Source organism: Ruegeria sp. Ofav3-42 (assembly GCF_022347725.1).
In the GTDB taxonomy this organism is placed as follows: domain Bacteria; phylum Pseudomonadota; class Alphaproteobacteria; order Rhodobacterales; family Rhodobacteraceae; genus Ruegeria.
Map to the genome: position 1 here is coordinate 1 of NZ_JAKRGB010000024.1, position 21133 is coordinate 21133.

Annotated in this window: 20 protein-coding genes and 3 pseudogenes; 7 read left to right on the forward strand and 16 right to left on the reverse strand. The window is 56.7% G+C overall.

The window, feature by feature from the left end:
- Positions 1-425 precede the first annotated feature (425 nt).
- The 3 genes and pseudogenes from MHN28_RS22715 to MHN28_RS22725 form a co-directional block, all read right to left on the reverse strand.
- Positions 426-635 (reverse strand): annotated as a pseudogene (locus tag MHN28_RS22715) (transposase); the annotation flags it as partial.
- 187 nt (positions 636-822) lie between these two features.
- Entirely contained in the window at positions 823-2463 is a 1641-nt protein-coding gene (locus MHN28_RS22720; protein ID WP_239345103.1) for a sulfatase-like hydrolase/transferase, read from the reverse strand.
- 23 nt (positions 2464-2486) lie between these two features.
- The gene (locus MHN28_RS22725; RefSeq protein ID WP_239345105.1) at positions 2487-2729 is read right to left on the reverse strand and encodes a hypothetical protein; all 243 of its coding nucleotides are present in this window, start codon (positions 2727-2729) and stop codon (positions 2487-2489) included.
- Positions 2730-2965: 236 nt separating this feature from the next.
- Between MHN28_RS22725 and MHN28_RS22730 the strand changes: the two genes are divergently transcribed.
- Positions 2966-4204 carry an adenylate cyclase gene (locus MHN28_RS22730; RefSeq protein ID WP_239345107.1) on the forward strand — a complete coding sequence of 413 codons (1239 nt, stop codon included), beginning with the start codon at positions 2966-2968 and terminating at the stop codon, positions 4202-4204.
- Between the two features lie 380 nt (positions 4205-4584).
- On the opposite strand, the gene MHN28_RS22735 is transcribed toward MHN28_RS22730, so the two are convergent.
- From MHN28_RS22735 to MHN28_RS22750, 4 genes are all read right to left on the reverse strand, one after another.
- Complete coding sequence (locus tag MHN28_RS22735; RefSeq protein ID WP_239345108.1) at positions 4585-5730, reverse strand: ABC transporter permease; 1146 nt, start codon at positions 5728-5730, stop codon at positions 4585-4587.
- Positions 5727-6653 carry an ABC transporter ATP-binding protein gene (locus MHN28_RS22740; RefSeq protein ID WP_239345109.1) on the reverse strand — a complete coding sequence of 309 codons (927 nt, stop codon included), beginning with the start codon at positions 6651-6653 and terminating at the stop codon, positions 5727-5729. The genes MHN28_RS22735 and MHN28_RS22740 overlap by 4 nt, the downstream gene beginning before the upstream one ends.
- Positions 6650-7603: an HlyD family secretion protein gene (locus MHN28_RS22745; protein WP_239345111.1), complete on the reverse strand. Its 954-nt coding sequence runs from the start codon at positions 7601-7603 to the stop codon at positions 6650-6652. Before MHN28_RS22745 ends, MHN28_RS22740 begins: the two co-directional genes overlap by 4 nt.
- Positions 7604-8780: 1177 nt before the next feature.
- Positions 8781-9680, reverse strand: coding sequence for a LysR family transcriptional regulator (locus MHN28_RS22750; protein ID WP_239345113.1), 900 nt, complete (start codon positions 9678-9680; stop codon positions 8781-8783).
- A gap of 61 nt (positions 9681-9741) precedes the next feature.
- Between MHN28_RS22750 and MHN28_RS22755 the strand changes: the two genes are divergently transcribed.
- Positions 9742-10044, forward strand: coding sequence for a YciI family protein (locus MHN28_RS22755; RefSeq protein ID WP_239345115.1), 303 nt, complete (start codon positions 9742-9744; stop codon positions 10042-10044).
- A 58-nt stretch (positions 10045-10102) separates the two neighbouring features.
- Here MHN28_RS22755 and MHN28_RS22760 read toward each other — a convergent pair whose 3' ends face one another.
- On the reverse strand, positions 10103-11014 hold the full coding sequence (locus MHN28_RS22760; RefSeq protein WP_239345116.1) for a LysR family transcriptional regulator: 912 nt from the start codon (positions 11012-11014) through the stop codon (positions 10103-10105).
- A 143-nt stretch (positions 11015-11157) separates the two neighbouring features.
- On the opposite strand from MHN28_RS22760, the gene MHN28_RS22765 reads away from it, so the two are divergent.
- On the forward strand, positions 11158-12081 hold the full coding sequence (locus MHN28_RS22765) for an SDR family NAD(P)-dependent oxidoreductase (protein ID WP_239345118.1): 924 nt from the start codon (positions 11158-11160) through the stop codon (positions 12079-12081).
- Positions 12082-12098: 17 nt separating this feature from the next.
- A complete protein-coding gene (locus tag MHN28_RS22770; protein WP_239345120.1) occupies positions 12099-12473 on the forward strand; it encodes a DUF4345 family protein in 375 nt (124 codons plus the stop codon).
- A gap of 113 nt (positions 12474-12586) precedes the next feature.
- On the opposite strand, the gene MHN28_RS22775 is transcribed toward MHN28_RS22770, so the two are convergent.
- From MHN28_RS22775 to MHN28_RS22795, 5 genes are read right to left on the reverse strand one after another with little or no spacing between them, the layout of a single operon-like run.
- Positions 12587-13030 carry an RNA 2'-phosphotransferase gene (locus tag MHN28_RS22775; RefSeq protein ID WP_239345121.1) on the reverse strand — a complete coding sequence of 148 codons (444 nt, stop codon included), beginning with the start codon at positions 13028-13030 and terminating at the stop codon, positions 12587-12589.
- A complete protein-coding gene (locus tag MHN28_RS22780) occupies positions 13020-13544 on the reverse strand; it encodes an SDR family NAD(P)-dependent oxidoreductase (RefSeq protein WP_239345123.1) in 525 nt (174 codons plus the stop codon). Before MHN28_RS22780 ends, MHN28_RS22775 begins: the two co-directional genes overlap by 11 nt.
- Positions 13545-13569: 25 nt before the next feature.
- Complete coding sequence (locus MHN28_RS22785; RefSeq protein WP_239345125.1) at positions 13570-14112, reverse strand: nuclear transport factor 2 family protein; 543 nt, start codon at positions 14110-14112, stop codon at positions 13570-13572.
- Positions 14113-14149: 37 nt separating this feature from the next.
- On the reverse strand, positions 14150-14644 hold the full coding sequence (locus MHN28_RS22790; protein WP_239345127.1) for a nuclear transport factor 2 family protein: 495 nt from the start codon (positions 14642-14644) through the stop codon (positions 14150-14152).
- A gap of 11 nt (positions 14645-14655) precedes the next feature.
- A complete protein-coding gene (locus MHN28_RS22795; protein ID WP_239345128.1) occupies positions 14656-15570 on the reverse strand; it encodes an alpha/beta hydrolase in 915 nt (304 codons plus the stop codon).
- Between the two features lie 132 nt (positions 15571-15702).
- Between MHN28_RS22795 and MHN28_RS25155 the strand changes: the two are divergent.
- Positions 15703-15882: pseudogene (locus MHN28_RS25155) on the forward strand (LysR family transcriptional regulator); the annotation flags it as partial.
- Between the two features lie 175 nt (positions 15883-16057).
- Positions 16058-16606 (forward strand): annotated as a pseudogene (locus MHN28_RS22800) (LysR substrate-binding domain-containing protein); the annotation flags it as partial.
- Positions 16607-16684: 78 nt separating this feature from the next.
- On the opposite strand, the gene MHN28_RS22805 reads toward MHN28_RS22800, so the two are convergent.
- The gene (locus MHN28_RS22805) at positions 16685-17776 is read right to left on the reverse strand and encodes an aminomethyltransferase family protein (protein ID WP_239345132.1); all 1092 of its coding nucleotides are present in this window, start codon (positions 17774-17776) and stop codon (positions 16685-16687) included.
- 12 nt (positions 17777-17788) lie between these two features.
- Positions 17789-19351, reverse strand: a complete 1563-nt coding sequence (locus tag MHN28_RS22810) for a trimethylamine methyltransferase family protein (protein WP_239345134.1) — start codon at positions 19349-19351, stop codon at positions 17789-17791.
- Positions 19352-19466: 115 nt separating this feature from the next.
- Between MHN28_RS22810 and MHN28_RS22815 the strand changes: the two genes are divergently transcribed.
- A complete protein-coding gene (locus tag MHN28_RS22815; RefSeq protein WP_239345136.1) occupies positions 19467-20330 on the forward strand; it encodes a LysR substrate-binding domain-containing protein in 864 nt (287 codons plus the stop codon).
- Between the two features lie 41 nt (positions 20331-20371).
- Here MHN28_RS22815 and MHN28_RS22820 read toward each other — a convergent pair whose 3' ends face one another.
- Positions 20372-21091: a YafY family protein gene (locus tag MHN28_RS22820; RefSeq protein ID WP_239345138.1), complete on the reverse strand. Its 720-nt coding sequence runs from the start codon at positions 21089-21091 to the stop codon at positions 20372-20374.
- Between the last annotated feature and the right edge of the window lie 42 nt (positions 21092-21133).

Consider the following 21133-nt stretch of genomic DNA (forward strand, 5'->3'; position numbering starts at 1 on the left):
GCGCTCTCAACCTTAATCGAGACGACTTTCTCACCGCCTTCATCGACGATGCACACCTGCGTGCTGTCCATCGACAGATCCAGTCCGGCATAGTGTTTCATGGTTGCTTCCTTCCATCAGCTTCGACAGCCAGAAGTGTGAGCCCTCTTTCAGCTCCGAGGGAAGCAGCCACAAATTACCCGATGACTCATAAACCGTCGACTACTTCGTTTCATTCTCGACCTTGGGCGCCAGTTTGAGTTGAACGGATGGCTTCCAAGGCGCGAAAACGTGGCCTAACTGGTCCTCGGGAAACCGTACTGCCATCACTTCTCGGTTGGTCTTGGACGTAGTCAACTTCTGACACGTCCATGGTTACGGAGCTGTGCAGCCTCTGCGACCCATCCACCACAAACACATTTGAGGTGTTCTCCTCAGCTGTCAGCCGCCCAACGACGGCAGCGGGTGCATATATCTCGCCAAGCTCCATCCCTTTTTTCAGAAGGCGCGTCCCGACCGCGTAAGCCATTGCGATCGATGAAGGTAATCCCACTCAAAACCCGTTTGTCATCAACCCGAGGTTTGCCGTGCAACTTTGGGAAAAAAGGGGTGAGCCTGGCCATCTGTTCGTCGGTCAGCCAATAGAGGTCGCTCATGTCACCGCTCCGTATTTCAAGCCGTGAATCACGGTGCGCAGCAAAAATCAATGCATCCTGACCCTAGGTCTGGCCACGTTCACTTAATCTCCACGGGGCCATGGAAGCAGTCGCGCAATCCCGTCAAAAAAATCAGAACTCGCACTCGCATCAACCTAACTCCAAAGTTTGCGAAACAGCCATTTCATTATTGCCAGCTGGAAAAGACTTCCCGGGTCAGTTCGCTTTCGGGTCGAAGGTTCTCAATCCCTTCATATGGAACACCCTTTCCAAGCGGCAGATGCGGGTGATTGGCGATGGTTTTCTGATGGCGCTTGACCATGTCCTGGAATGAGGCTCCGGACCACAGCGAGTATCCAACAAGTGGATGTTCCTCGCGAGGGTCGCGATAGACGTTGAACACGGGTGCTGCCGCGCCAGGCTGTCCGGGGGCCGGCAGGTGCATCTTGAATTCTTGCTTGACGACTGATCGCAAGACCGGCCCTTCGTACACATAGACATAGTCGCGGCGCGAGTTGCCTTCGCCCTCAAGCAGCAGCGCGGTCTGGTCGATCCCGTCGATCACCCGGTCGCGCGGTATGCGGTCGGTCGCGCCCGCTATCCGGGCAAAAGTGGTGAACAGGTCTGAGACATGCACGATGTCACCCGCCGCACTGCCTGGTGCAATTGCACCGGGCCAGCGAATGAAGGCATCGGTACGCACGCCGCCTTCAAGGTGCTGGGTCTTGCCGCCGCGATAGATCAACTGGTTCAGGCCGGATGTCCCCTCGTAGTGATACATCAGGCCATTGTCCGCCATGATCATGACGACGGTGTTGTCTGCCTTCCCGGTCTCATCCAGCTTGGCCAGAACTTCGCCGATCCAGCCATCCAGAACCTGTAACTTGTCCGCATGGAAGCCGCCGTTGCGGGAAACAGCCTCATCCGGATAGGCAAAGTTCAGCGGATAAAGCGGCCAGTATTGCATGAAGAACGGGTCGTCCTGCGCGGCCAAATGCTCCAGTTGCTCCAACGCCTGCCGCTGATAGCGCAGGTTCATCTCTTCGTATTTCGCCTGTGTCCATTCCTCGCCCGGTGCCATGTCGACTTCGCGGGCAAGGCCGCCTGCTTCACCTTCAACACCAGTTACAAGGCCGTAGGGTTTGAAACGTTGGTCTAATTGGAACTGGTTCGACTGACCTGACGCATGGTAGCCAAGCATGTTGTTGGCAACCATTGCGTCCCGTGTCATCAGGCTGAGCTGAACCTGCTGATGCAAAGGAAAAGCCGCCCAGTCGAACCCCTGATTGTGCGGGTAGGCCTGTTCAATATCGCCTTGATGCCATTTCCCGACATGCGCGGTGTTGTACCCTTCTTCCTTCAGGATTTCGGCAATCGTGACCTCTTCGGCCGCAAGGCCTTCGCCCACAAGTGCCACTTTGACCTCTTCGACGCCCGCGCGCACCGGATGGCGACCAGTCAACATCGCTGTTCGCGTTGGTGTGCAGGATGGCTCGGTATACATCCTCATCAGGGACATGCCTTCCGTGGCAAAATCGTTGATGTTGGGCGTGTCGAAACCGGTGACATAGTTCATCGTTCGGTTGCCCATCTGACCGAAACTCACATCGTCGATCAGGATGTAAAGTATATTGGGTGGCATTCCGCCATTGGCGTCGCGGATCTCGGCAAGTTTCGCTTCGATTTCGGTATCCTGAGCGCCCCATTGCTCGCCAAACTGTGCGCGGAGAAACTGAAACTCTCCGTCATGAATGATGGGCGCGTCCTGTGCGTAACTCGTGCCAGCTACCAGGACCATGGCCGAAGCATGTTTCAATATTGATCTCATTGGTTTCCCCTCCCCTTTTTGGATTACATCTTTCCAGCACGCCTCAGCGATTGGGCGATTTCATCTCGAAGACCATCCAGGGTTTCTCGGATATCGCAGGCGAACTGGTACGATTGGCTTCCCGGCTCAGTGTCCATGGAGAGATACTCATCGCTGAGAAGCAGATAGTCCCGGCAAATCTCATCGAATACCGTGTCCGCACGCCGTAAGTCTGCAATCGCGGCTTGTTGGTCGGGAAACAGGGCATCAAGGACGGAACCTTTCATTTTCGGGCTCGTTCGATGGATCAGCAGATTTACCGGAGTGTTCACCGAAATCACTTCTCACAACAGGTATATCGGGGCATAATACGGTGTAATCGAATTCGTAAATTACTGAAAATATGGGATTATCCAGAAACACATCGCCTGTTTTGAATAAAGGCGCGGCGCCTGACGCCAAGGATGTGCGGGCGGCACTCCAACGGCTTGTCGGGTCCTCAACTTTCGCAGGTTCCCAGAGATTGCAGGATTTTCTCATTTACGTCGTTGAGGAATCGCTCAATGGCCGGGCCGATGACATTCGCGCCAAAACAATCGCCATGGATGTCTATGGCGGGACCATGGCCGAGATGGCGCGGCGAGAAAACGTAGTGCGGGTGGACGCCGGACGCCTGCGTCGCAAGCTGGCAGAATACTATGCCGAAGAGGGTCGCGACGAAGGCACTGTATTCGACCTGCCAAAGGGCGGATATGCGCCGGAGATATCGATCAGGTCGCCCGAGACGGCTCAATCCGATTTACGCGAACCGGAAACCAAGGCGCGCACCTGGCTTCGACCGTTCATTGGAATTTCTGCAGTATTGGTTCTTATCTGTTTTGCCGCGGCGTTTTTGTGGAATTCGACAAGGCGGGATGTTCCGGGCAGTTTGCCGGTCGACGGCCTGAGCCGAGATGAGCGTAGCGCCATATTTGATGCCTCCCCCATGCGGCTTCAGGCCGTGAATCTGGCGAATTCGGGCCGAGATTTGATTTTTCCGGCCTTGGAACCCGCACGGCTGAACGCGGCTTTGACTATATTCAAGGGAGCAATCGACAACGATGACAGCTATTTTGGCGGCCATGCAGGTGCAGCACAGGTTGCCGCAACAATTGCTGTGGTGTCACCGGATTCCGATCTGGTCCGGGATATGCTGAGTTACGCGGACGCGCAGGCCAGCAAAGCGATTGAGCTGGCACCGGAAACCGGTTGGAGCCAGTCTGCAAAGGCCTGGGTCGAGTTTGCCAAAGGCAACTGGGCAGAGGCCATGGACTTTGCAGAAAGAGCTCATCGCCTGGCTCCAAATGATGTACATGTGTTGGAATTTGTCTCACTGATCCTGCTTTATTCCGGGGAATTCGAACAAGTCGTGGCGATCAGCGAAGATGCGCTGTCGAAAATCGATCTGGATCGGGGTTATGTGTTTCAGAACGCAATGGGGTCTGCAAAGTTCCATCTAAAGGACTTCGAAGGTGCCGTATCCGCTTTTGAACAAGTGACCGAAAAAGGTGGCCCTGTCGGGCCTGTGACCGTTGCATATCTAATGGCGGCTCATCAAATGCTGGGTAATGAAAGTGAAGCGCAGGCCCTATCGGATAAACTCTCGCGTGAATGGCCTGACAGTCGTGTGGACGTGCTGTTTCGAAGGCTGTTCGCGAACCCGGAATACGGGGAAGAGCTTGGCAAAGCTATGAAAGATGCCAGTCGGAACCCAAAAGGTTAACGATCGGCAATCAATCTTTGACTGCTTGGTTCTTGCAGCACAATCTGTTCTCTGTGGCTGCATAGCTCAATCCGGAATGTGTTCCTGCCGTCCGATAAATCGATGTATACGTCGATGTCGTTCAGTGGATGCGTCCCGCCGTAAGCAAGTACGGCTAGCCCTCCCACGAAGTGAAAAGAGGCGCGATGCTTCTCGAATAGCCCGACTATCCAGCCAATTGCGGCACTCTGGCGCGCAGTTTAATCATTCATTAAGTCACTCCAAAAAGTCATTGCCCTGTCCGCAAATCGCGCTGGTTCATTTCGCCAGTGAAGCGAAAAGGGTCTTTGTCCGCGGCATCAATTCTAAACTTGCCAAGATGTGAGGCCGCCAGGCTGGTCCTAACCCAGTCGTTTTTTGAACCTCAGTGTAGCTGCAAACAGCCCGAACACCGCAAAGCCTATCATCCAGAGGATTTCCCAGCGTAACTCGTACAGTGAAGCGTCACGCAGCACGACACCACGTATCATGTCCATGAAATGTGTTGCCGGAAGGATCTGCGCGATGATCTGGACCGGTTGGGGCATACCGTCGAACGGAAACATGAACCCGGACATCAGGATCGAGGGCAACAGGATAAAAATTGTCATCTGCATGGACTGAAGCTGGTTCTGGGCGAGGGTGGAAATCACCAGCCCAAGGGACAGGCTGGCGATGATGAACAGCAATGTCACCACCAGCAGCACACCCAACCCGCCATTGATCGGAACGTCAAACAGGACGTGCCCGAGCCCGAGGATGATCGCGACCTGGATCAGACCCAGGAAGATGTAGGGGATGATTTTCCCAACCATCAGCTCGATCGACTTGATCGGAGTGTTGATCAACATCTCCATGTTCCCGCGTTCACGTTCCCGAACAATGGCGGCCGAGGTGAACAGGATCATCGTCATTGTCAGGATGACTCCGACGAGGCCCGGCACGATATTGACGGCCGATCGTTGTTCCGGGTTGAAGTAGAGCGTTACCTCGAACGTGGGAACCTGACGGTTTGGTGGCAGTTTCAGCAGTTCCGTCAGGGGCATCGTCCGCAGGGACTTGATCGCGCTGGCGACCATCGTGTCCGAACCATCGACGATCCAATGGGCAACGGGGCGGCTGCTGGTCTGGTCGGTTGCATCGGGCAATCCCAACCCGACTGAAGGGCTGCGCGCAAGCCTGTACGCCACATCAAGCGGGATGATCAGCGCGGCACGTACGCGGGATTCCGTGATCGCGCGTTCAGCCTCCTGTGGGGTGGTTAGTTCTTCGGTTATTGTCACAACCTGCGTCGCCTGAACCAGTTGAGCCAGCGTCCGGGACAGTTCCGTTTGCGATTGATCCACAAGCGCGACGGGTACGTGGCGCAGGTTGGTGTTGATCGCATAGCCGAACAGCAGCAACTGGATCAGAGGGATCATAATGACCATGGCAAATGTCATCCTGTCCCGCTTTAGCTGGAGCAGTTCTTTCTTCAGGACAGCAGCAATGCGGCGCGGAGCGATCATTGTTCTGGCCCCCGCGTTGCGCTGACAAACACGTCTTCCAGATTAGGCCGTTGTGGTGACAGGGACAGGTCGGGGAACGTATCAAGTTGACTGCGCAGCATGTCCACCGGCTGTGGTTCGGACTTGTCCACAAGCACGCGCAGACGCGATCCGACTTGCGCGGTCGACAATATCTTGGGTTTGCCGTCCAGCTCGTGTTTGACCTTTCTCAGGTCTGGCCCTTCAACCTCGACGACGTCAGCCTGCAGATCATCCATCAACTGACGCGGAGACCCGTCTGCCTTTTTCACTCCGTGCTGCAGGATGGCCAGCCGGTGGCAGCGTTCTGCCTCGTCCATGAAGTGGGTGGACACGATCATCGTTGCGCCCTGATCGACCAAATCGAACAATTGCTCCCAGAATGTCCTGCGGGTTTCGGGGTCTACCGCTGATGTCGGCTCATCCAGAAAAAGGAGTTTTGGCTGGTGCATGACTGTTGCCGCAAGGGCCAGCTTTTGCCTCTGACCACCGCTCATACTGCCGCTGAGCTGATGGACATTTGTCGTCAGGTCGTAGGTGTGCAGTAGCTGGTCGATCCGCCCTTTTGCCGCTTTCGCAGGAATACCGTAGATTTCCGCCGCAAACCTGAGGTTTTCCAGCACGGTCAGGTCGCGATAATACGAAAATATCTGGGTCATGTACCCGATTTCACTCTTCAATGGCTCAGCTGCGTCGGGCATGGACTGTCCCAGCACCGAAATCGATCCGCTGCTTGGGGTCAACAACCCAGTCAGCATGCGCATTGTGGTTGTCTTGCCGCAGCCATTCGGGCCGAGAAATCCGTAAATCTGGCCCGTTCGGATCTCTAAATCCAGGTTGTTGACCGCAGTGTTTTCCCCAAAAACTCGAGTCAGCCCCCGCGTCGAGACGACGACATCGCTCATGGCATGGGAACCTGTACAGGAACGCCGGCGGGCAAATCCGATGATGCGCCGGGCAGATCGATCTCGGCCAGAAAGACAAGGCGTGTCCGGTCATCCTGGTTCAGCCCGTAGTAAGGCGTGAACGAGGCATCGTCGCTGATCCAGCGGATGACGCCTTTGAGCGGAGCATCAAGCCCATCGACGCGCACTTCAAGATTCACGCCGGGCTTCAGATTGACGCGATGTGGTTCCGGAACATAGACGCGTGCATACGGCGTCTGGCCGGTGACCATCACCGCAACCGGGCTTCCCAGTGCAACGCGTTCGCCAAGGTTCCAGGGCAGAGAATCCAGTACACCGTCGCGGGTCGCGACGACCGTCAGATCATTCAAAACGGTCTGCTCAGCTTCGACCAGTGCCTCCGCCGCACGCACGTTGGCTTCGGCGACGGCCAAATCTTCGGGCCGCGTACCGTTTTGCAGCTCTTTCAGCGACTCTCTGGCGCTCGCCAGTTCGGCCCGTGCGGAATCCCGCAGGGCCAGATCATTCGCGACCTGTGCCTCGGTCACGACAGAGTTTTCGACCAGTCGGGCGTTGCGGAGGTAAGTGGCCTCGGCATCGGCCAATCGCGCGACAGCGCCTGCAACCTTGGCCTCGGCAATCGCGATCTCTTCCTCTCGTGGTCCGACCTGCAGCTTGAGAAGGGTGGCTTGCGACTTCTCAAGTTCAGCCTGCGCCAGCGCCAGCTTGGCGGTCTGCAAGGTGGCGTCAAGTTGAACCAGTGTATCGCCAGCCTTGACGACAGTCCCTTCAGCAACCGGTAAGTCCACGACGATTTCACTGGCCGTCGCAGTCAAAGCCACACGGTCACGCGCCAATACGCCCAGGGCCACGCTGGTGTCAGAACCAGAGCACCGATCCAGAAAGGCGGGCAACACGACCGCCAGTATCAAGGGTATGGGGATCGTCATATTCAGCAAAGCTTCCCTCCGTTAGCTGGCCCCAGATTGCGCCGGACTGGTTGTTGAATCATACAATCAGAAAATCCAATTTGTATATATTGGCGCTCAGCTATGCGGGAACCTGTGTTCAGGCCGGTAGCCGACGCAGCTAATCCTACAGCATGGCCCCGATCAGATGCGGGTTGTCTTCCTGAAGAAAGTGGATGCCTTAACCGATACCCACCACCTCAAGACTCTGGTTGGATTGACGACACCATACGACCTCATCTGGCCAATAGTACCACACGGCGCGGCATGGAAAATCAGCATTGGTGTCTGGGTTTCGCCAGCCAACGGCTATATCCGCTGATGATATCATGAACGTCCGCCGGTGTTCCGTCGATCGAAATTTCAAAAGGCCAGACCCGCACCGGTTCTGAAGGTGTTCGCTATGGCTTCGCCGAAGTTCGATCTTCTTGGGCGTGATCTATTCTTTGGTCCCGGTTCGTACCAACTTTACGAGAAACGTGAATGTCGCGTTGGTAAGGGCGTCTGTTTCCATTGGCGTACGTCCAGGTAGTGGTTACAACACAACCTTCGCTTTCAAGCGCATCCCAGAATGTGTCCGGTGTCTTTATCCGGTCAGGCGTTGGCCTCAGCAGGCTCCTCGGTGTCTGGTGGGAATAAAGACGTTAACCCCGAAGACGCTTACCGTATCTCCCGCCACATTTAAGGCAGAGCGCGTCATTTGTCACAGAAACCCGCGCTCGCCAGAGATCTTCCGCATCAGATGCCGACCATTTGGTTGACAGAAACAAAGCTGACAAAGACCGCGAGCTTCAATCCAAGATTGCGATCTGAACCTTGTCAGCGCGTAAGAAAACTGTGGGGAGCATGATGTTCGCAAGGCCAAAGGGGGGGGCAAACCTTTGCCCGAGCAGGTAAACGCCGAGATAAACACGCCCTGTCGCCCCCGGTTTGAAATGAGCTATGGCAGGCCAACCTTTCCGAAGGGCGGGTTTTTCCGGCTTGTGCCCGTGTTTCGATTGCGTCTTGCAACATGAAACAAGCACTTGCTTTCTAAAGCAGATTTCGACTCTGTTTGGTGAAACAATAACCCGCCGGTAACGCGCACTTTTCCCTATCAAGGCCCGACACGAAAATCTGGCCGCAGTTAATCGGCAGAAGGAACCTTTTCGAACCGTAGTCAGCTCCAAGGCAACTCTGCCAGCCAGATTTTGACTGTTGCTATCGACAGGCGCGCTTCGTCGGAATGCGACAGCAGCCACACATCCCGCGTCATGCCTGACTTTGACCAGCCAGTGTCGATGCTGAGAAATCGCGTGTCAGCTTCGCACACCAGGTTTGGCAGGATAGCTTTCCCGTAGCCCAGACCAGTCGCCTCCATCGCGGTGTCGATGTCAGACACCCTGAGGCTGCTTGCCCGCTGCTTGAGCCGCTTGCGATATTCCTCAGTCCATCGTGCCTGCGGAAGGGATGCTGAGGTCTCGTCATAGCAAATCCAGTCAGCGCCGTCCCTCTGTTCAGCTGTCAGCTGCGAACCGCAAAAGACGCCAAAACTCAACTCACCCAACTTTTGGGCTTTCGTCGCCAATCCGCCCTGTTCCGGGCGCGAGAAACGGATAGCCAGATCGGCTTCGCGTTTCGTCAGGTCGACGTTTCGCGCTTCGGGAACCAGCTCAACGTTCAAATGTGGATGCTTGACGCTCAGCTTTCCGAGTTGAGGCAGAAGCACATGGTTGATGATGACGGGAACGGCGCTGATCCTGACGGTGCCTGCAATGTGACAAGCGGTGCGTTGCAGCGTTTCCCGCAGTGCCATGTTCTGGCGTTCCATAATTTCTGCGTGATCTAGTATATGCTGAGCCGCTTCTGCAAGTTGGTGCCGCCCCGCGCTGTCTCTGAAAAACAGGGTGACTCCCAGCGCTTGTTGCAGCCGTTGCAAGCGGCGCGCAACTGTCGTTTCGCTCACACCGCAACGACCCGCTGCTTGTGACAGCGTGCCTGTTCTGTGCAGTGCAAGCAGATACTTGAAATCATCCCAATCGTGATCCTGCATTTTTGCAGAATAGTACCGCAAAATCATTATGCCAATCGGCAATTATGATCTGCCATAGTCGCATGGCACAGCGAAGCGAGGGTACTCAATGAAATTCATTGTCTTGTTTGAAGATGCAGCAGATGCCGATCCTGGAATTCGGGCGGCTTACATGAAAGATCACATCGCTTTCCTCGAAAGCAACGCCGCGGTTGTTGAAGCTGCCGGGCCGCTTACGGACGGCGGGAAAAGAGGGCGAGACGGCCTGTGGATCGTTGAAGCAGAGGATCAAAGCGCGGTCGTGCAGCTTATCCACTCCGATCCGTTTTGGCCGACCGGGCTCAGGGCGTCCTATTCTATTCTGCCCTGGAAGCAGGTGTACCGGGATGGAAGAGGATTGATCCCTACCTGACCGCGCAAGATGATCGTGGCTCGGCGTTCTCGGGCAAAAGTGGCGTCGTCCCCTTGGATCAGCTCTCGGTGCCCATCACCCAAAACTCGTTTTTGCGGGTGGTGACTCTGTCCGCAAGAAAATCCACGAACAGCCGCACACGGGCTGTATTGCGCAGATCGCGATGCAGCAGCAGCCAGAGGTTGCGATAGGGCAGCGGTTTCTGAAAGGGCGCCCGCATCAGACCAGGGTGACGATCGCCGATATTGCAGGCCAAATAGGCCATGCCAAGACCGGACGCCGCCAATGTAATCAATGGAACCAGTTCCGAGACGCGATGTCTCAGCTGCGCCTTCGGATAGCAGCTTTCCTTCACCCATTTCGCTGTCAGATCGCCTTCGGGTTCGTGCCAGCCGATCAGGTGAAGGCCCTCCCCGCCGTTGTCGCGGATACGTGCGGCGTAGTCCTTGTTGCAATAGGCGGCTTGTGACATCTGAACCAGCTTGCGCCCGACCACGTCGTCGCTCACTTCATGCGCCACGCGCAGGGACACATCCGCCTCGCGCCGTGTCAGGTCGGCCACGTCATTGGTGAAGTTCATATTGAGGGTGATGTCGGGATAGAGATCGGCAAACGCAGCCAGATCATCCATGATTGATGTCATCGCCAACCCGTGGGGTAAAGTCAGGTAGACGGTGCCGGACGGTTGTGCATCCCGCCCGACTATCACACGCGAGGCGGCCGTCATCTCTTCTTCGACGCGCTGGGCATAGGGCAGCAGATCCTCGCCCAGTTGGGTAAGGGCCAGCCCCTGTTTCGAGCGGTCGAACAACCGGCTGCCCAATCGTTCCTCCATCAAGGACAGGCGCCGGGTCAGGGTGGTGTGATTGATCAGGATGCTTTCTGCGCCGCCCCGGATCGTGCCGGTGCGGGCCACAGCCAGAAAGACCTTCAGATCATCCCAGTTGAACGCATGACTTTCTTGCAGCATCCACAAATTCCAAATCTCTGGTTCATTTTTGACACATGCTGTCCAGTTTTACCCATATACACCGCAATTTCCAAACACCTTAGCTTTGTACTCCAGAAAGGAGCCCGATCAACGCTCCAGGGAAACGGCAAAGGAAAAGCAACATGAAACCGATCCACTCAGTGCTCATCACCGGTGCCAATGCTGGCCTCGGGCGCGAGGCCGCGCGCCAGCTTGCCCAGCAGAAGGGTATCAACAAAATCTATCTGGCCTGCCGCAACCGGACCAAAGCCGAGGCCGCCAAAGCGGCGCTGGAAAGTGAAACCGGACGTCAGATATTTGAGATTGTCCGGATGGACGTCACAGATGTGGCGTCGATTCGTGCGGCAGTGGCTGAACTTTCCGCCCCCATTGATGCTGTGATCCTGAATGCTGGCGGCGCCGGTGGGCGGCAGCCCAACAGCCTGACGGATGACGGCGTCACCACCATTTTCGCGACCAATGTTCTGGGGCATGTGGTGCTGGTGGATGAACTGTTGAACCGCCAATTGGTGACGTCCACAATTCTTTACGCCGGGTCTGAGGCCGCCCGGGGTATTCCCAAAATGGGTATGCAACGCCCCGATCTGACGGAAGGCTCGGTAGACGAGTTTATGTCGATCGCCGATGGCAGCAAGTTCGGCGCAGAGGGTGACCCGATGCAGACCTACGGCTACGCCAAGCTTACGGCGACCTTGTGGATGGGTGCGATGGCGCGGCAGCATCCTCACGTCCGCTTTGTCACTATGAGCCCGGGTGGCACTGCGGGAACTGCGGGATTTGACGACCTGCCACTGATAAAGCGCATCTTTTTCAAGCATGTCGGCGGCGTGTTGATGCCGCTGTTCGGCATGATGCACAGCGTCGAGATCGGTGCGAAACGGTACTTGGACGGGTTGCTCAACCCCGAATTCAAGACCGGCCACTTCTATGCCAGTCAAACAGGATATCCCACAGGTCCGGTCGTAGATCAGGCCGGCATTGATGAGATCCTGTCAGATATCACCACTCAGAATAACGCCAACCAGGCCCTGCGCCGGTTCGCCTGAACCAAAGGAGAAACGAAATGGAAATCACACTGAATATCCTTGTCATCCTTGCAACGCTCATGCTGGCGGGTCTCGGCACGATGTCGATGTTCGCGCCTCGGCGCATGGTCGCAAACTTTGCCCTCGAACCGGTCGGAACGGCCGGGCTCAGCACGATCCGTTCGGTGATCGGCGGGGTGTTTCTGGCCTCGGTGACCATGCTGGTGATCGGCCTGTTGACTGGTCAGACGCTGGGTTACGTAGCCGTCGCGATCCTGATGGGGGTCGTGGCCTTTGGGCGCATTGTCGGCATTCTGGCAGATGGGTTCGACAAGGCGGTTCTGCCTCCGCTGGTCGTCGAACTGGTGATCATCGCGGTCCTATGGACGGCCTACCAAGCCTCGGTCGTATAGCCGTTGGACATTAGGTAAGCGGCAAAGGTCAAGCCATTGGGGAGCAGCCAGCAGGCTGCTCTCTTGTCATTGCGAGGGTGGGTTCTTGAAACGAACGCACCCGTGGCGGCAGGTCAGAACCCGATGAATTCAACAGGGACGGTATCGGTCAGCCAGACGCCGTTGTCGGCACGAAAGAACTGATGCCCGAATTTGTGCATTGCACCGGTATCTATTCGGAGAACGACAGGCTTGCCATGCCGCTGCCCGACCTTCTCGGCCGTTTCAGGATCAGCAGAGAGATGCACCTGTTGACGCCGACCGGGCTTCAACCCGTCGGCAAAAATACTGTCCAGGTTGGATGGGACTGTGCCGTGAAACAAGGTCGTCGGAGGCCCGATAGCTTCAAGACCTAAATCGACTTCGATTGAATGCCCCTGAGCCGCTCTGATCAATGTCCCGTCATCAGAGAGCGTGAACCTTTTCTTGTCGCTCTCCTCAATGATCTTGTGCAGTTCCTCGACGCTCACAGGTTGAGCGATCCGCTTCATACCCTGCAAAAGTGCGTCAACGGGCACCCAACCACCCGGCATCAGGGTTAGTCCGGCGAACTCGGGTGCGTGCCGAAGCGACAGTCAGTGCATTCAGCGCGGCTTTGGCGACGCCATAGGCTGCCGGGCCGGCAATCCCATCTGAGAAAGCGCCCCAGCCCGAGGATACGTTGACCACCCGACCAAAGCCTTGCGCCACCATGTGCGGGGTCAGGTGATGCATCAGCAGATAGGGGCCATGCACCATCACAGCCATCGAGGCCGCGAAGTCTTCGGGATCGTTCAGCAGATTGCCGGACCCCAAAATACTCGCGTTGTTGATCAGAATATCAATGGGCCCGGCTTGTTCGACGGCCTGCAGGATGGACTGCGGGTCACTCACATCAAGTTCGATTACCGTAGCGTTGATCCCGGAAGCGGCCGATTCCCCGGCGTTCAGGTCACGTGATCCCATCAGGACGTCGTGCCCCCGGTTTGCCATCTCTTTTGCAATAGCCAGACCGATTCCACGGTTTGCACCGGTGATGAGAGCACGTTTCATGGAAGCTTCCTTGTTTAGTCCAGACCTAGTTGTTCGCGGCTTTCACTCGTTCCGCCGCGAGAGCAGGCAGGTTTTCGTTACCCAGCTGAGCCCGCAGGTTGGCGCGCATGAAGGTGATCTTCCAGCCCTGATCGGTCTTTGCCAGCTCGTGCTGGTAGTCACCGATAAAGACCCAGGTGTTCTCGCCTTCATTCTCAAGAATGTGTGTGGCGTGGATGTTCGAGGTCGTGGTCGCGGTATCGCCCTGGATACTTACGCTTTCGGTTCCCATCAGGTGGTGGGTGCGGTCATAGCCTGGCAGAACCGTCTGCCACGCCGCCACAATTTGCGCAGGCAGCAAGGTTGGCAGATCTGCTGATGTTCCGGCCGAGGCGTTGGCGTAGGATGTGTAGTCCAGAACGGCACCGTCGGGGTGAAACTGCGCGGCGACCATGTCCCAGTCGCCCTGATCGGCATAGTAACCAACATTGTTGATGGCGTTCAGAACCTGCTGTTCATCCGAAAGCTCGGCCAGCGCGGCGGTAGATGTGCCCGCAAGTGCGAGCACGGCTGTGAGGAGGGATTTCATAGGTCAATCTCCGTGAGTTCAGAGTGAAACGGGTGGGTTACTTGGCCAGACGTTCGGGCACAGGGGCCAGATCGTATTGCGACCAGAAGAACGTGTTGGCGGCGTCCTGATCGGCGGAGAGGTTTGTGGCCTCGACGATCTTGCCGTCCGCAATCCGGTAGACCAGCGCCCAGGTCGTATCGACATTCGGCTTGCCGTCGGCGCTGGACCAGCCGCGGTGGATATCAACCACATGCGTCTCATCCGCGCCGAAATAGATCGGTTCTGCCTGAAAACCTGCGACGCCCAGTTGCGCGAAGAATGCCAGAACTTCGTCACGTCCGGATTTGGTGCCGGATAGCGGGTGACGGCCGGGGATGTGCCACTGGACTTTCTCGTCCATCACGGCGGCGATGCCGTCCAGATCGTTCGCGCCATAGGCGGCAAAGAAATCCTGCACGACCTTGATGTTGTCTTCTGGGGATGCGGCCATGGCGATATCTCCGGAAATTGTCGCTGCGGTAAGGGCAGCGGCTTTGGTCAGGGCTTTCATCTTTTGTCCTTTCAGGCGTTCAGGAAGTCAGCCACAGCGTCCGATGCTGCGGTTACGGCGTCCCTGCGGTCGTAGAAATCGAATTGGGTGACGTCGTCGCCCAGCCATAGCTTTTCCAAAGGTGCCTTGGTTCGGGCCTCATAAGCGGCGGCACCGGCGGTCAGGGCGATCGAAGGCGATCCGACCATCAGCATCGGTTTGGCCAGCCGATCCGCGCTGGCCTGTGCGTCATAGGTCAGCCAGGGTTTCCAGGACGCGACCGAGAATTTGTTGTCGTAGGAGGGGATCAGGCCGCGATCTTCCTCGGTGTAATAGGGGGCCTGATACATGATCGCGTTTTCGTCGGTTGTGCTGGCCCCAAGCAGAACGGTATCGACGGCATTGTCCGCCTCAGAAGCAGCGATCAGGCTGGCGGCCACCTCGGGTCCGCCATAGATCCCTTCGGCCATCGCCGGATCATGCAGCCACGGGGCAACCAACGCGACTTTCTGCAGGTTTTCGTCGTCGGCAACAGCTTCGGCCATATACCCGGAAGAGGCGCAAACCCCCAGACCCGAGATGTGACCACTGTCGACCTCATCAAGCGAAGTCAGGAAAGCGGCGGCGGTGCGAATATCGGCTGTCTTGACGACAGGATTTTCCACATAACGCGGGGTTCCTTCGCTTTCGCCCCAGCCGGTGAAGTCAAAAGCCAGTGCGGCAAAACCACGCGCGGCCAACTCACGGGCGTAGGTGCCGGCCATCTGCTCTTTCACTGTGGTCCAGGCACCGGTTACGATTACGGTGGGCAATTGGCCTGAGGCGTTTTCGGGCGTATAAAGCGTGCCCTTCAGCGTGTTTCCGTTGCTATCGAAGGTTACGGCGCTTTGGGCAACGCCGTTGCGTGTCGGGGTGTTTTGCAGGGTGATGCAGGTCGATTGGGTCATAGCGCGTTCATCCTCTTGATCAGTCAGTGCTGTGATGAGGTAAATCTAGGCGCTGATCAGTTGTGCGATAATTCCCCGGTTTTTCACTTCTTTCATGTATGGTATCGAATAATAGGTTCAGCCGGAGTTGCCATGCGTCTGCCCCTCGCCACGCTTGAAATCTTTGCCGCCATTGCCCGCCACGGTTCGTTGCGCGCTGCAGCTGAAGCGCTGGGCATCAAGCCGTCGACCGTCAGTCATCAGTTGAAATCGCTTGAAGATCAGCTTGGCACGGCGCTGTTCATCCGAACCACAAGATCGATCAGTTTAACCGAAGCAGGACGCGCCTTGATCCGTGGGGCGGGCCCGGCTTTTGAGCAACTTGCTGAGGCCGTCGAAAGCGCACGCAGCACCGGGCACGCCGCCCGTGGCACGTTAAAGCTGGCTATGCCGGAATTCGTCTATCACCTGTTTGTCAGCCCGGTCCTAAAGAGTTTTTGCACCCGAATACCCAGAAATCGAATTGGAATTGTCTCTGACGGATGCTCTGTCGGATATTCTGGGCGAAGAACTGCACGCCGGGTTCCGTTTGGGCGATCGCATCGCGCAGGACATGGTGGCCGTACGGCTGACGCCACCGTTGCCGCTTGCTGTGGTAGCTTGCCCGGAATATCTGGCGGTGCATGGAGTACCCGAAACTCCGCGCAATCTTCTCGACCACAATTGCATTCGCTACAGATTCCAATCCTCGGGACGAATTGCGCCCTGGAGCTTTCGAGCCAAGGATGACGAATACTCCGTCGATGTGCAGGGTAATCTGATCTCGAACACCCTTCCGGCTTCTGTCGACCTGGCTAAGAAGGCGTTGGGGTTAGTCTACACATTTAGGGACTACGTTGCTGATGACATCGATTTAGGTGTTCTGAGCCCGATACTCGAAAAGCATCTGGGTACAACTCCTGGAATCTTCCTCTACTTTCCGCGTGAATACAGATCCATGATGCCACTTAGACTGTTTATGGATCATTTGAGTGCATCCTCTGAAAGCCGCTTATGAAACTCTAATGGGCCCAACAAAGCCCGAATTCTGCTGATTTGCATCTGCGTATAACTTCCGCCGTCCATTTCGATTGCACTAACCGTGGGTTCGCGTTTTTTCTGGATCATAGATGGGGCTGGCAACGATTGTGGCGGTCGTTTCCAAGCCCCCACCCGAAACAGTCACCGAAGTTCCTAGGGGCAGGCCCGGTCGGACATGGGCAAAAGCAAGCGATTTGCTTATGCGATGTGAGTAACACGGGCTGTTGATCACACCGATATCATCGCCATTGATCGATAGGGTTTCACCGCCGTCGAGCATATCCGGATGATCGATTTCGAGGCAGACGTTGGCGATTTTTTCAGCGCCTCTCGCCGCCATTAGGGCGGATTTGCCCCGGAAGTCACCTTTTGACTGGCTGACGGTGAAACCAAGCCCAACCTCCCACGGTGTATTCGCTTCGGTCATGTCATAGCCGTAGAACAAAAGGCCCGCCTCGATCCGCACCTTGTCCAAAGCTGTGAACGAGCAGGGTATTACCCCCGCATCCACCAGTTTGTCCCAAATGTCGGGGATTACCGCGCCATCGGCAAAGATTTCATAACCACGTTCGCCAGAATACCCCGTGCGAGATACGCGACATGGATGACCAAACAGCGTTGCCGGCGCGTGTTCGAAGTAGGCCAAATCAGCCAGATTGATATCGGTGTGTTCGTTGAGGATATCTAGTGCGGCAGGTCCCTGCACGGACAGGTCATGCAGGTCGTCGGTGAATTCCAACTGAACACTGCGCCCCTCAGCCGAGGCTTCCAATAGCGCCATCGTATCGCCCGAGCCATGTACGATCATCCACTCGTCGTCTCCGTTGTTCGACACGATCGCGTCATCCGCGATTCCACCGTTCTCGGTCAGAACGCAGAGGTAAGCTGCCCGGCCGGGCACAACTTTTGACAGATCGCGCGTTGTCAGATGGTCCAGAACCGCCTGCGCTTCGGGGCCGCGTACGAACACTTTTTTCAGCGGCGACATGTCAAACATGCCCGCCTTTTCGCGCACAGCGTCATGTTCGTCATTCGGGTCGGTGTTGTAGGTCCAGGCGGTGCCCATTCCGTTCCAGTCTTCCAGCCCCGAGCCAAGAGCGGCGTGGCGCGACGCAAGCGCCGAGGTGCGGCTGAGTTCTGCGGTCATGTGAGGTCCTTTCTAGTGCCATTCGTCAGGCATCGCCGCCTTGCGTTCGGAAACAAAGTCTTCCAGCGCGCTCAGGATGCCGGTGTTCAAGTCGGGTTGTCTGTACTCCTCCAGCATTTGCCGCCACCGCGCCGATGCCCTTTGATCGGCGGTCAGGGCGCCATTTTCGACCCAGGTCTCATACGGCCCGGCATCTGATACCTGCGGCTCGAAATTGGCCGAGGTGTAATGGCGCAGGGTGTGGCTGGTGGACAGGAAGTTCTCGCCCGGTCCGGTCTCAAGATACGCATCGCGACCAAAGGCTTCGTCATCGGTGTCAAAACCCTGCAGCAATTTCAGCATCGCGCCGCAATGGTCGAGATCCAGGATGAACTTTTCATAGGACATCACCAACCCACCTTCGAGCCACCCCGCCGCATGCCAGACCTGGTGCGCTCCGGACATCAACGTTGCCCACATTGCGCCCGCGCTGTCCTGCATGGCCTGTCCATCGGGCGCGTTTGCGGCGGTGATCTGCCCGCCGCCTGATCGCACAGGCACGCCCAACCTCCGGCCCAGCTGGCTGAGCGCCATGGTGGTTATGTTGGCCTCGGGCGACCCAAAGGTCAGCGCGCCGGTACGCAGGTTCATTGTGGAGTGAAAACTGCCGAAGACCACAGGACAACCCGGCCGAACCAACTGGGTCAAGGCGATGCCAACCATCGCTTCGGCCAGAGTCTGCGCTGCGACTGCCGCAGGCGACAGCGGCCCCATCGCCCCGGCAAAAATCGCCGGCGAAACGCAAACGCACTGGTTGGCCTCGGCGTACACACGTAACGCGCGCGACATGGTGTCGTCGTAGATCAACGGTGAGTTGACGTTGATATTGGCCTGCATCACTGCGTGTTGATCCAAGAAGTCGTGCCCGAAGACCAGTCTGACCATGTCCAAGCTGTCCCGCGCACGTTCGGGTGCGGTGACCGATCCCATGAAGGGCTTGGTCGACAAGGTGAGATGGGCCAGCATCATGTCCAAATGGCGCTTGTTCACCGGCACGTCTGTCGGTTCGACCACCGTTCCGCCGGAATGATGGAGCGCCGGTGCGATGCTGGTCAGTTTCACGAAATTTCGGAAGTCGTTTAGCGTGGCATACCGCCTGCCGCGTTCCAGGTCGGTGACAAATGGAGAGCCATAGCCCGGCATCAAAACGACATTGTCGCCACCAAGTGTCACGGTTTTGTCAGGAGTGCGGCCATGCAACTGGAATGTCGCCGGGGCCGTTTCACAAAGCGCGCGGGCTTGACTGGGTTCAAATCGCACGCGGTTGCCTTCGATCTTGGCGCCCGCCTCGGCAAACAGGTCCAGAGCGATCTGGTCCCCTCGGAATTCGACGCCAATGGTCTCAAGAATCCAGTCGGCCTGTTCTTCAATCCTGGCGAGTGCTCTTTCGTCCAAAAGTTCGTACGCGGGGATTCTGCGCCCCTTGAATAACGGGGTTTCAAGCTGCGCGTTGTGACGAGACAACCGGCCGCGACGCATCTTGCCCCGATGACTTTCCGGTGAAGCAGGGTGTGCGGCTGCGTCAAGTTGGCCCAACGCTCTTCCTCCTGTTCAAACGTTCAAGATCCACGATGCATGAGTTTGCGAGCCAGAAAATCGAGTTTTTCTTTCCGCTATGTTCAAATAATTTATACATAAAAGAATGCGCCCATTGTTTCATCACCATGATCTTCTCAGGCTGTTCGTGGAAACCGCCCGCTACCCCAGCTTTTCCGAAGCTGCCGAAGCGCTGAACATGACCAAAGGTGCCATCAGTTATCAGGTGAAAACGTTGGAGGCAGATCTGGGGATGGTCCTGTTCCGGCGTACATCCCGCGGCGTGCGCCTGACGGGCGAGGGCTTGAAACTGCTGGCAGCCTGTCAGTCGCGTTACGAAGAGATCGAGGCCGAGCTGAATGCGTTAAAGGGGGTATCGTCCCAAACTCTGACGGTTGGGGTGTCCACATATTTTGCCGCGCGGTGGCTCTCGCCGCGGTTGATGTCCTTCATGCAAGAACACCAGGACGTGCAGCTGCGTATCCAGCCCATGGTACAGTTTTCCGAGCGTGAAATGCAGGATGTCGATCTGGCCATCAAGTGGGGCAACGGCGAGTGGGACGACGGTGTCGTTACCCCCTTCATGCCGATGCCGACCTTTCCAGTCGGCAATTCCGACGCCGCCCGTCTGGTCGAAGCCTTGGGGATAAAGGGCGCGATCTCTCATTTTACACTGCTGCGGGACCGCGATGACAGCAATGCCTGGTCGGACTGGCTGAACACTGCGGGCCTTAAACAGCAATCCCGGCGTGATGTGCTGATCGTTCCGGACCCTAATGTCCGCGTGCAAGCTGTCATCGACGGCCAGGGGATCGCCCTGATGGATGATCTTGTGGACAACGAGTTACAAAGCGGCAAGCTGGTTCGGCTATCTGATGCCGAGCTTTCAGATTATGGCTATTTCCTCGTTCGGCCGCGTCGTGTGGCCCAGACGGTAACGGCACAGATTTTCTCTGATTGGCTCCAGAACCAACCCTGACCGATTACTCGAAGTTTTTTCAAAGATCGTCAGCGGCGTGATCACCCCGATAGTTCACTGAATGGGCAAACATCGTTTTCAAAGGGAACATGGCGGCGCCGAAACGTCTGATCTTCAATGCGGACGGGTTTGCTGATCCTGTCCATTCGAAAATGTCTGAAATCGCCACGCGACGGATCCCAGGCAACCAGATACCACAGCGGCGGCAGGACCAACATGGCCTGGGGTTCGACCTGACGATTAGTTCTATGACCTTTTGCGTCCTTGTATTCAAATCGAAGGTGCAGCTGGTGCAGGAAACACGTCTCGAACACCGGCAACAGATCCGGGTCCATTTTTCCCATATCGGAAAGGTCCTGTAGTGGCGACAACTGCCCGATGTACAGGCAGTCCAAAAAGTCACGCAGGTCTTTCACTTTGTCCGGGGGCAGTGCTTTTTCGATTTTGGCAAGCCCGGTGTCCGCAAGATACGAGAACGGCAGGTTCCCGGCCGCTCGCATCGCGGCAACGCTGATAAGAAGCGCGAACACCTCTGGAACCGAAAGCCGCGTGGTGGTTTGCATGGACTGCGGATCAAGCTGAAGGCCCCCACCGCGCCCAACGTCTGAATGGATGACAAACCCTTCGTCCCGAAGCGCGCTGATGTCGCGCAGGATTGTCCGCCGCGACGCCCCCACTTCACTTGCAAGTTGGTCTACAGTGGATGTCCCGTTTCGACGAAGGCTGCGCACGATTGCGTCATGGCGAAGGCGAATGTTCATTTCATCAGGACAGCAAATAAAGGTGTCAATTTTTGACACCAT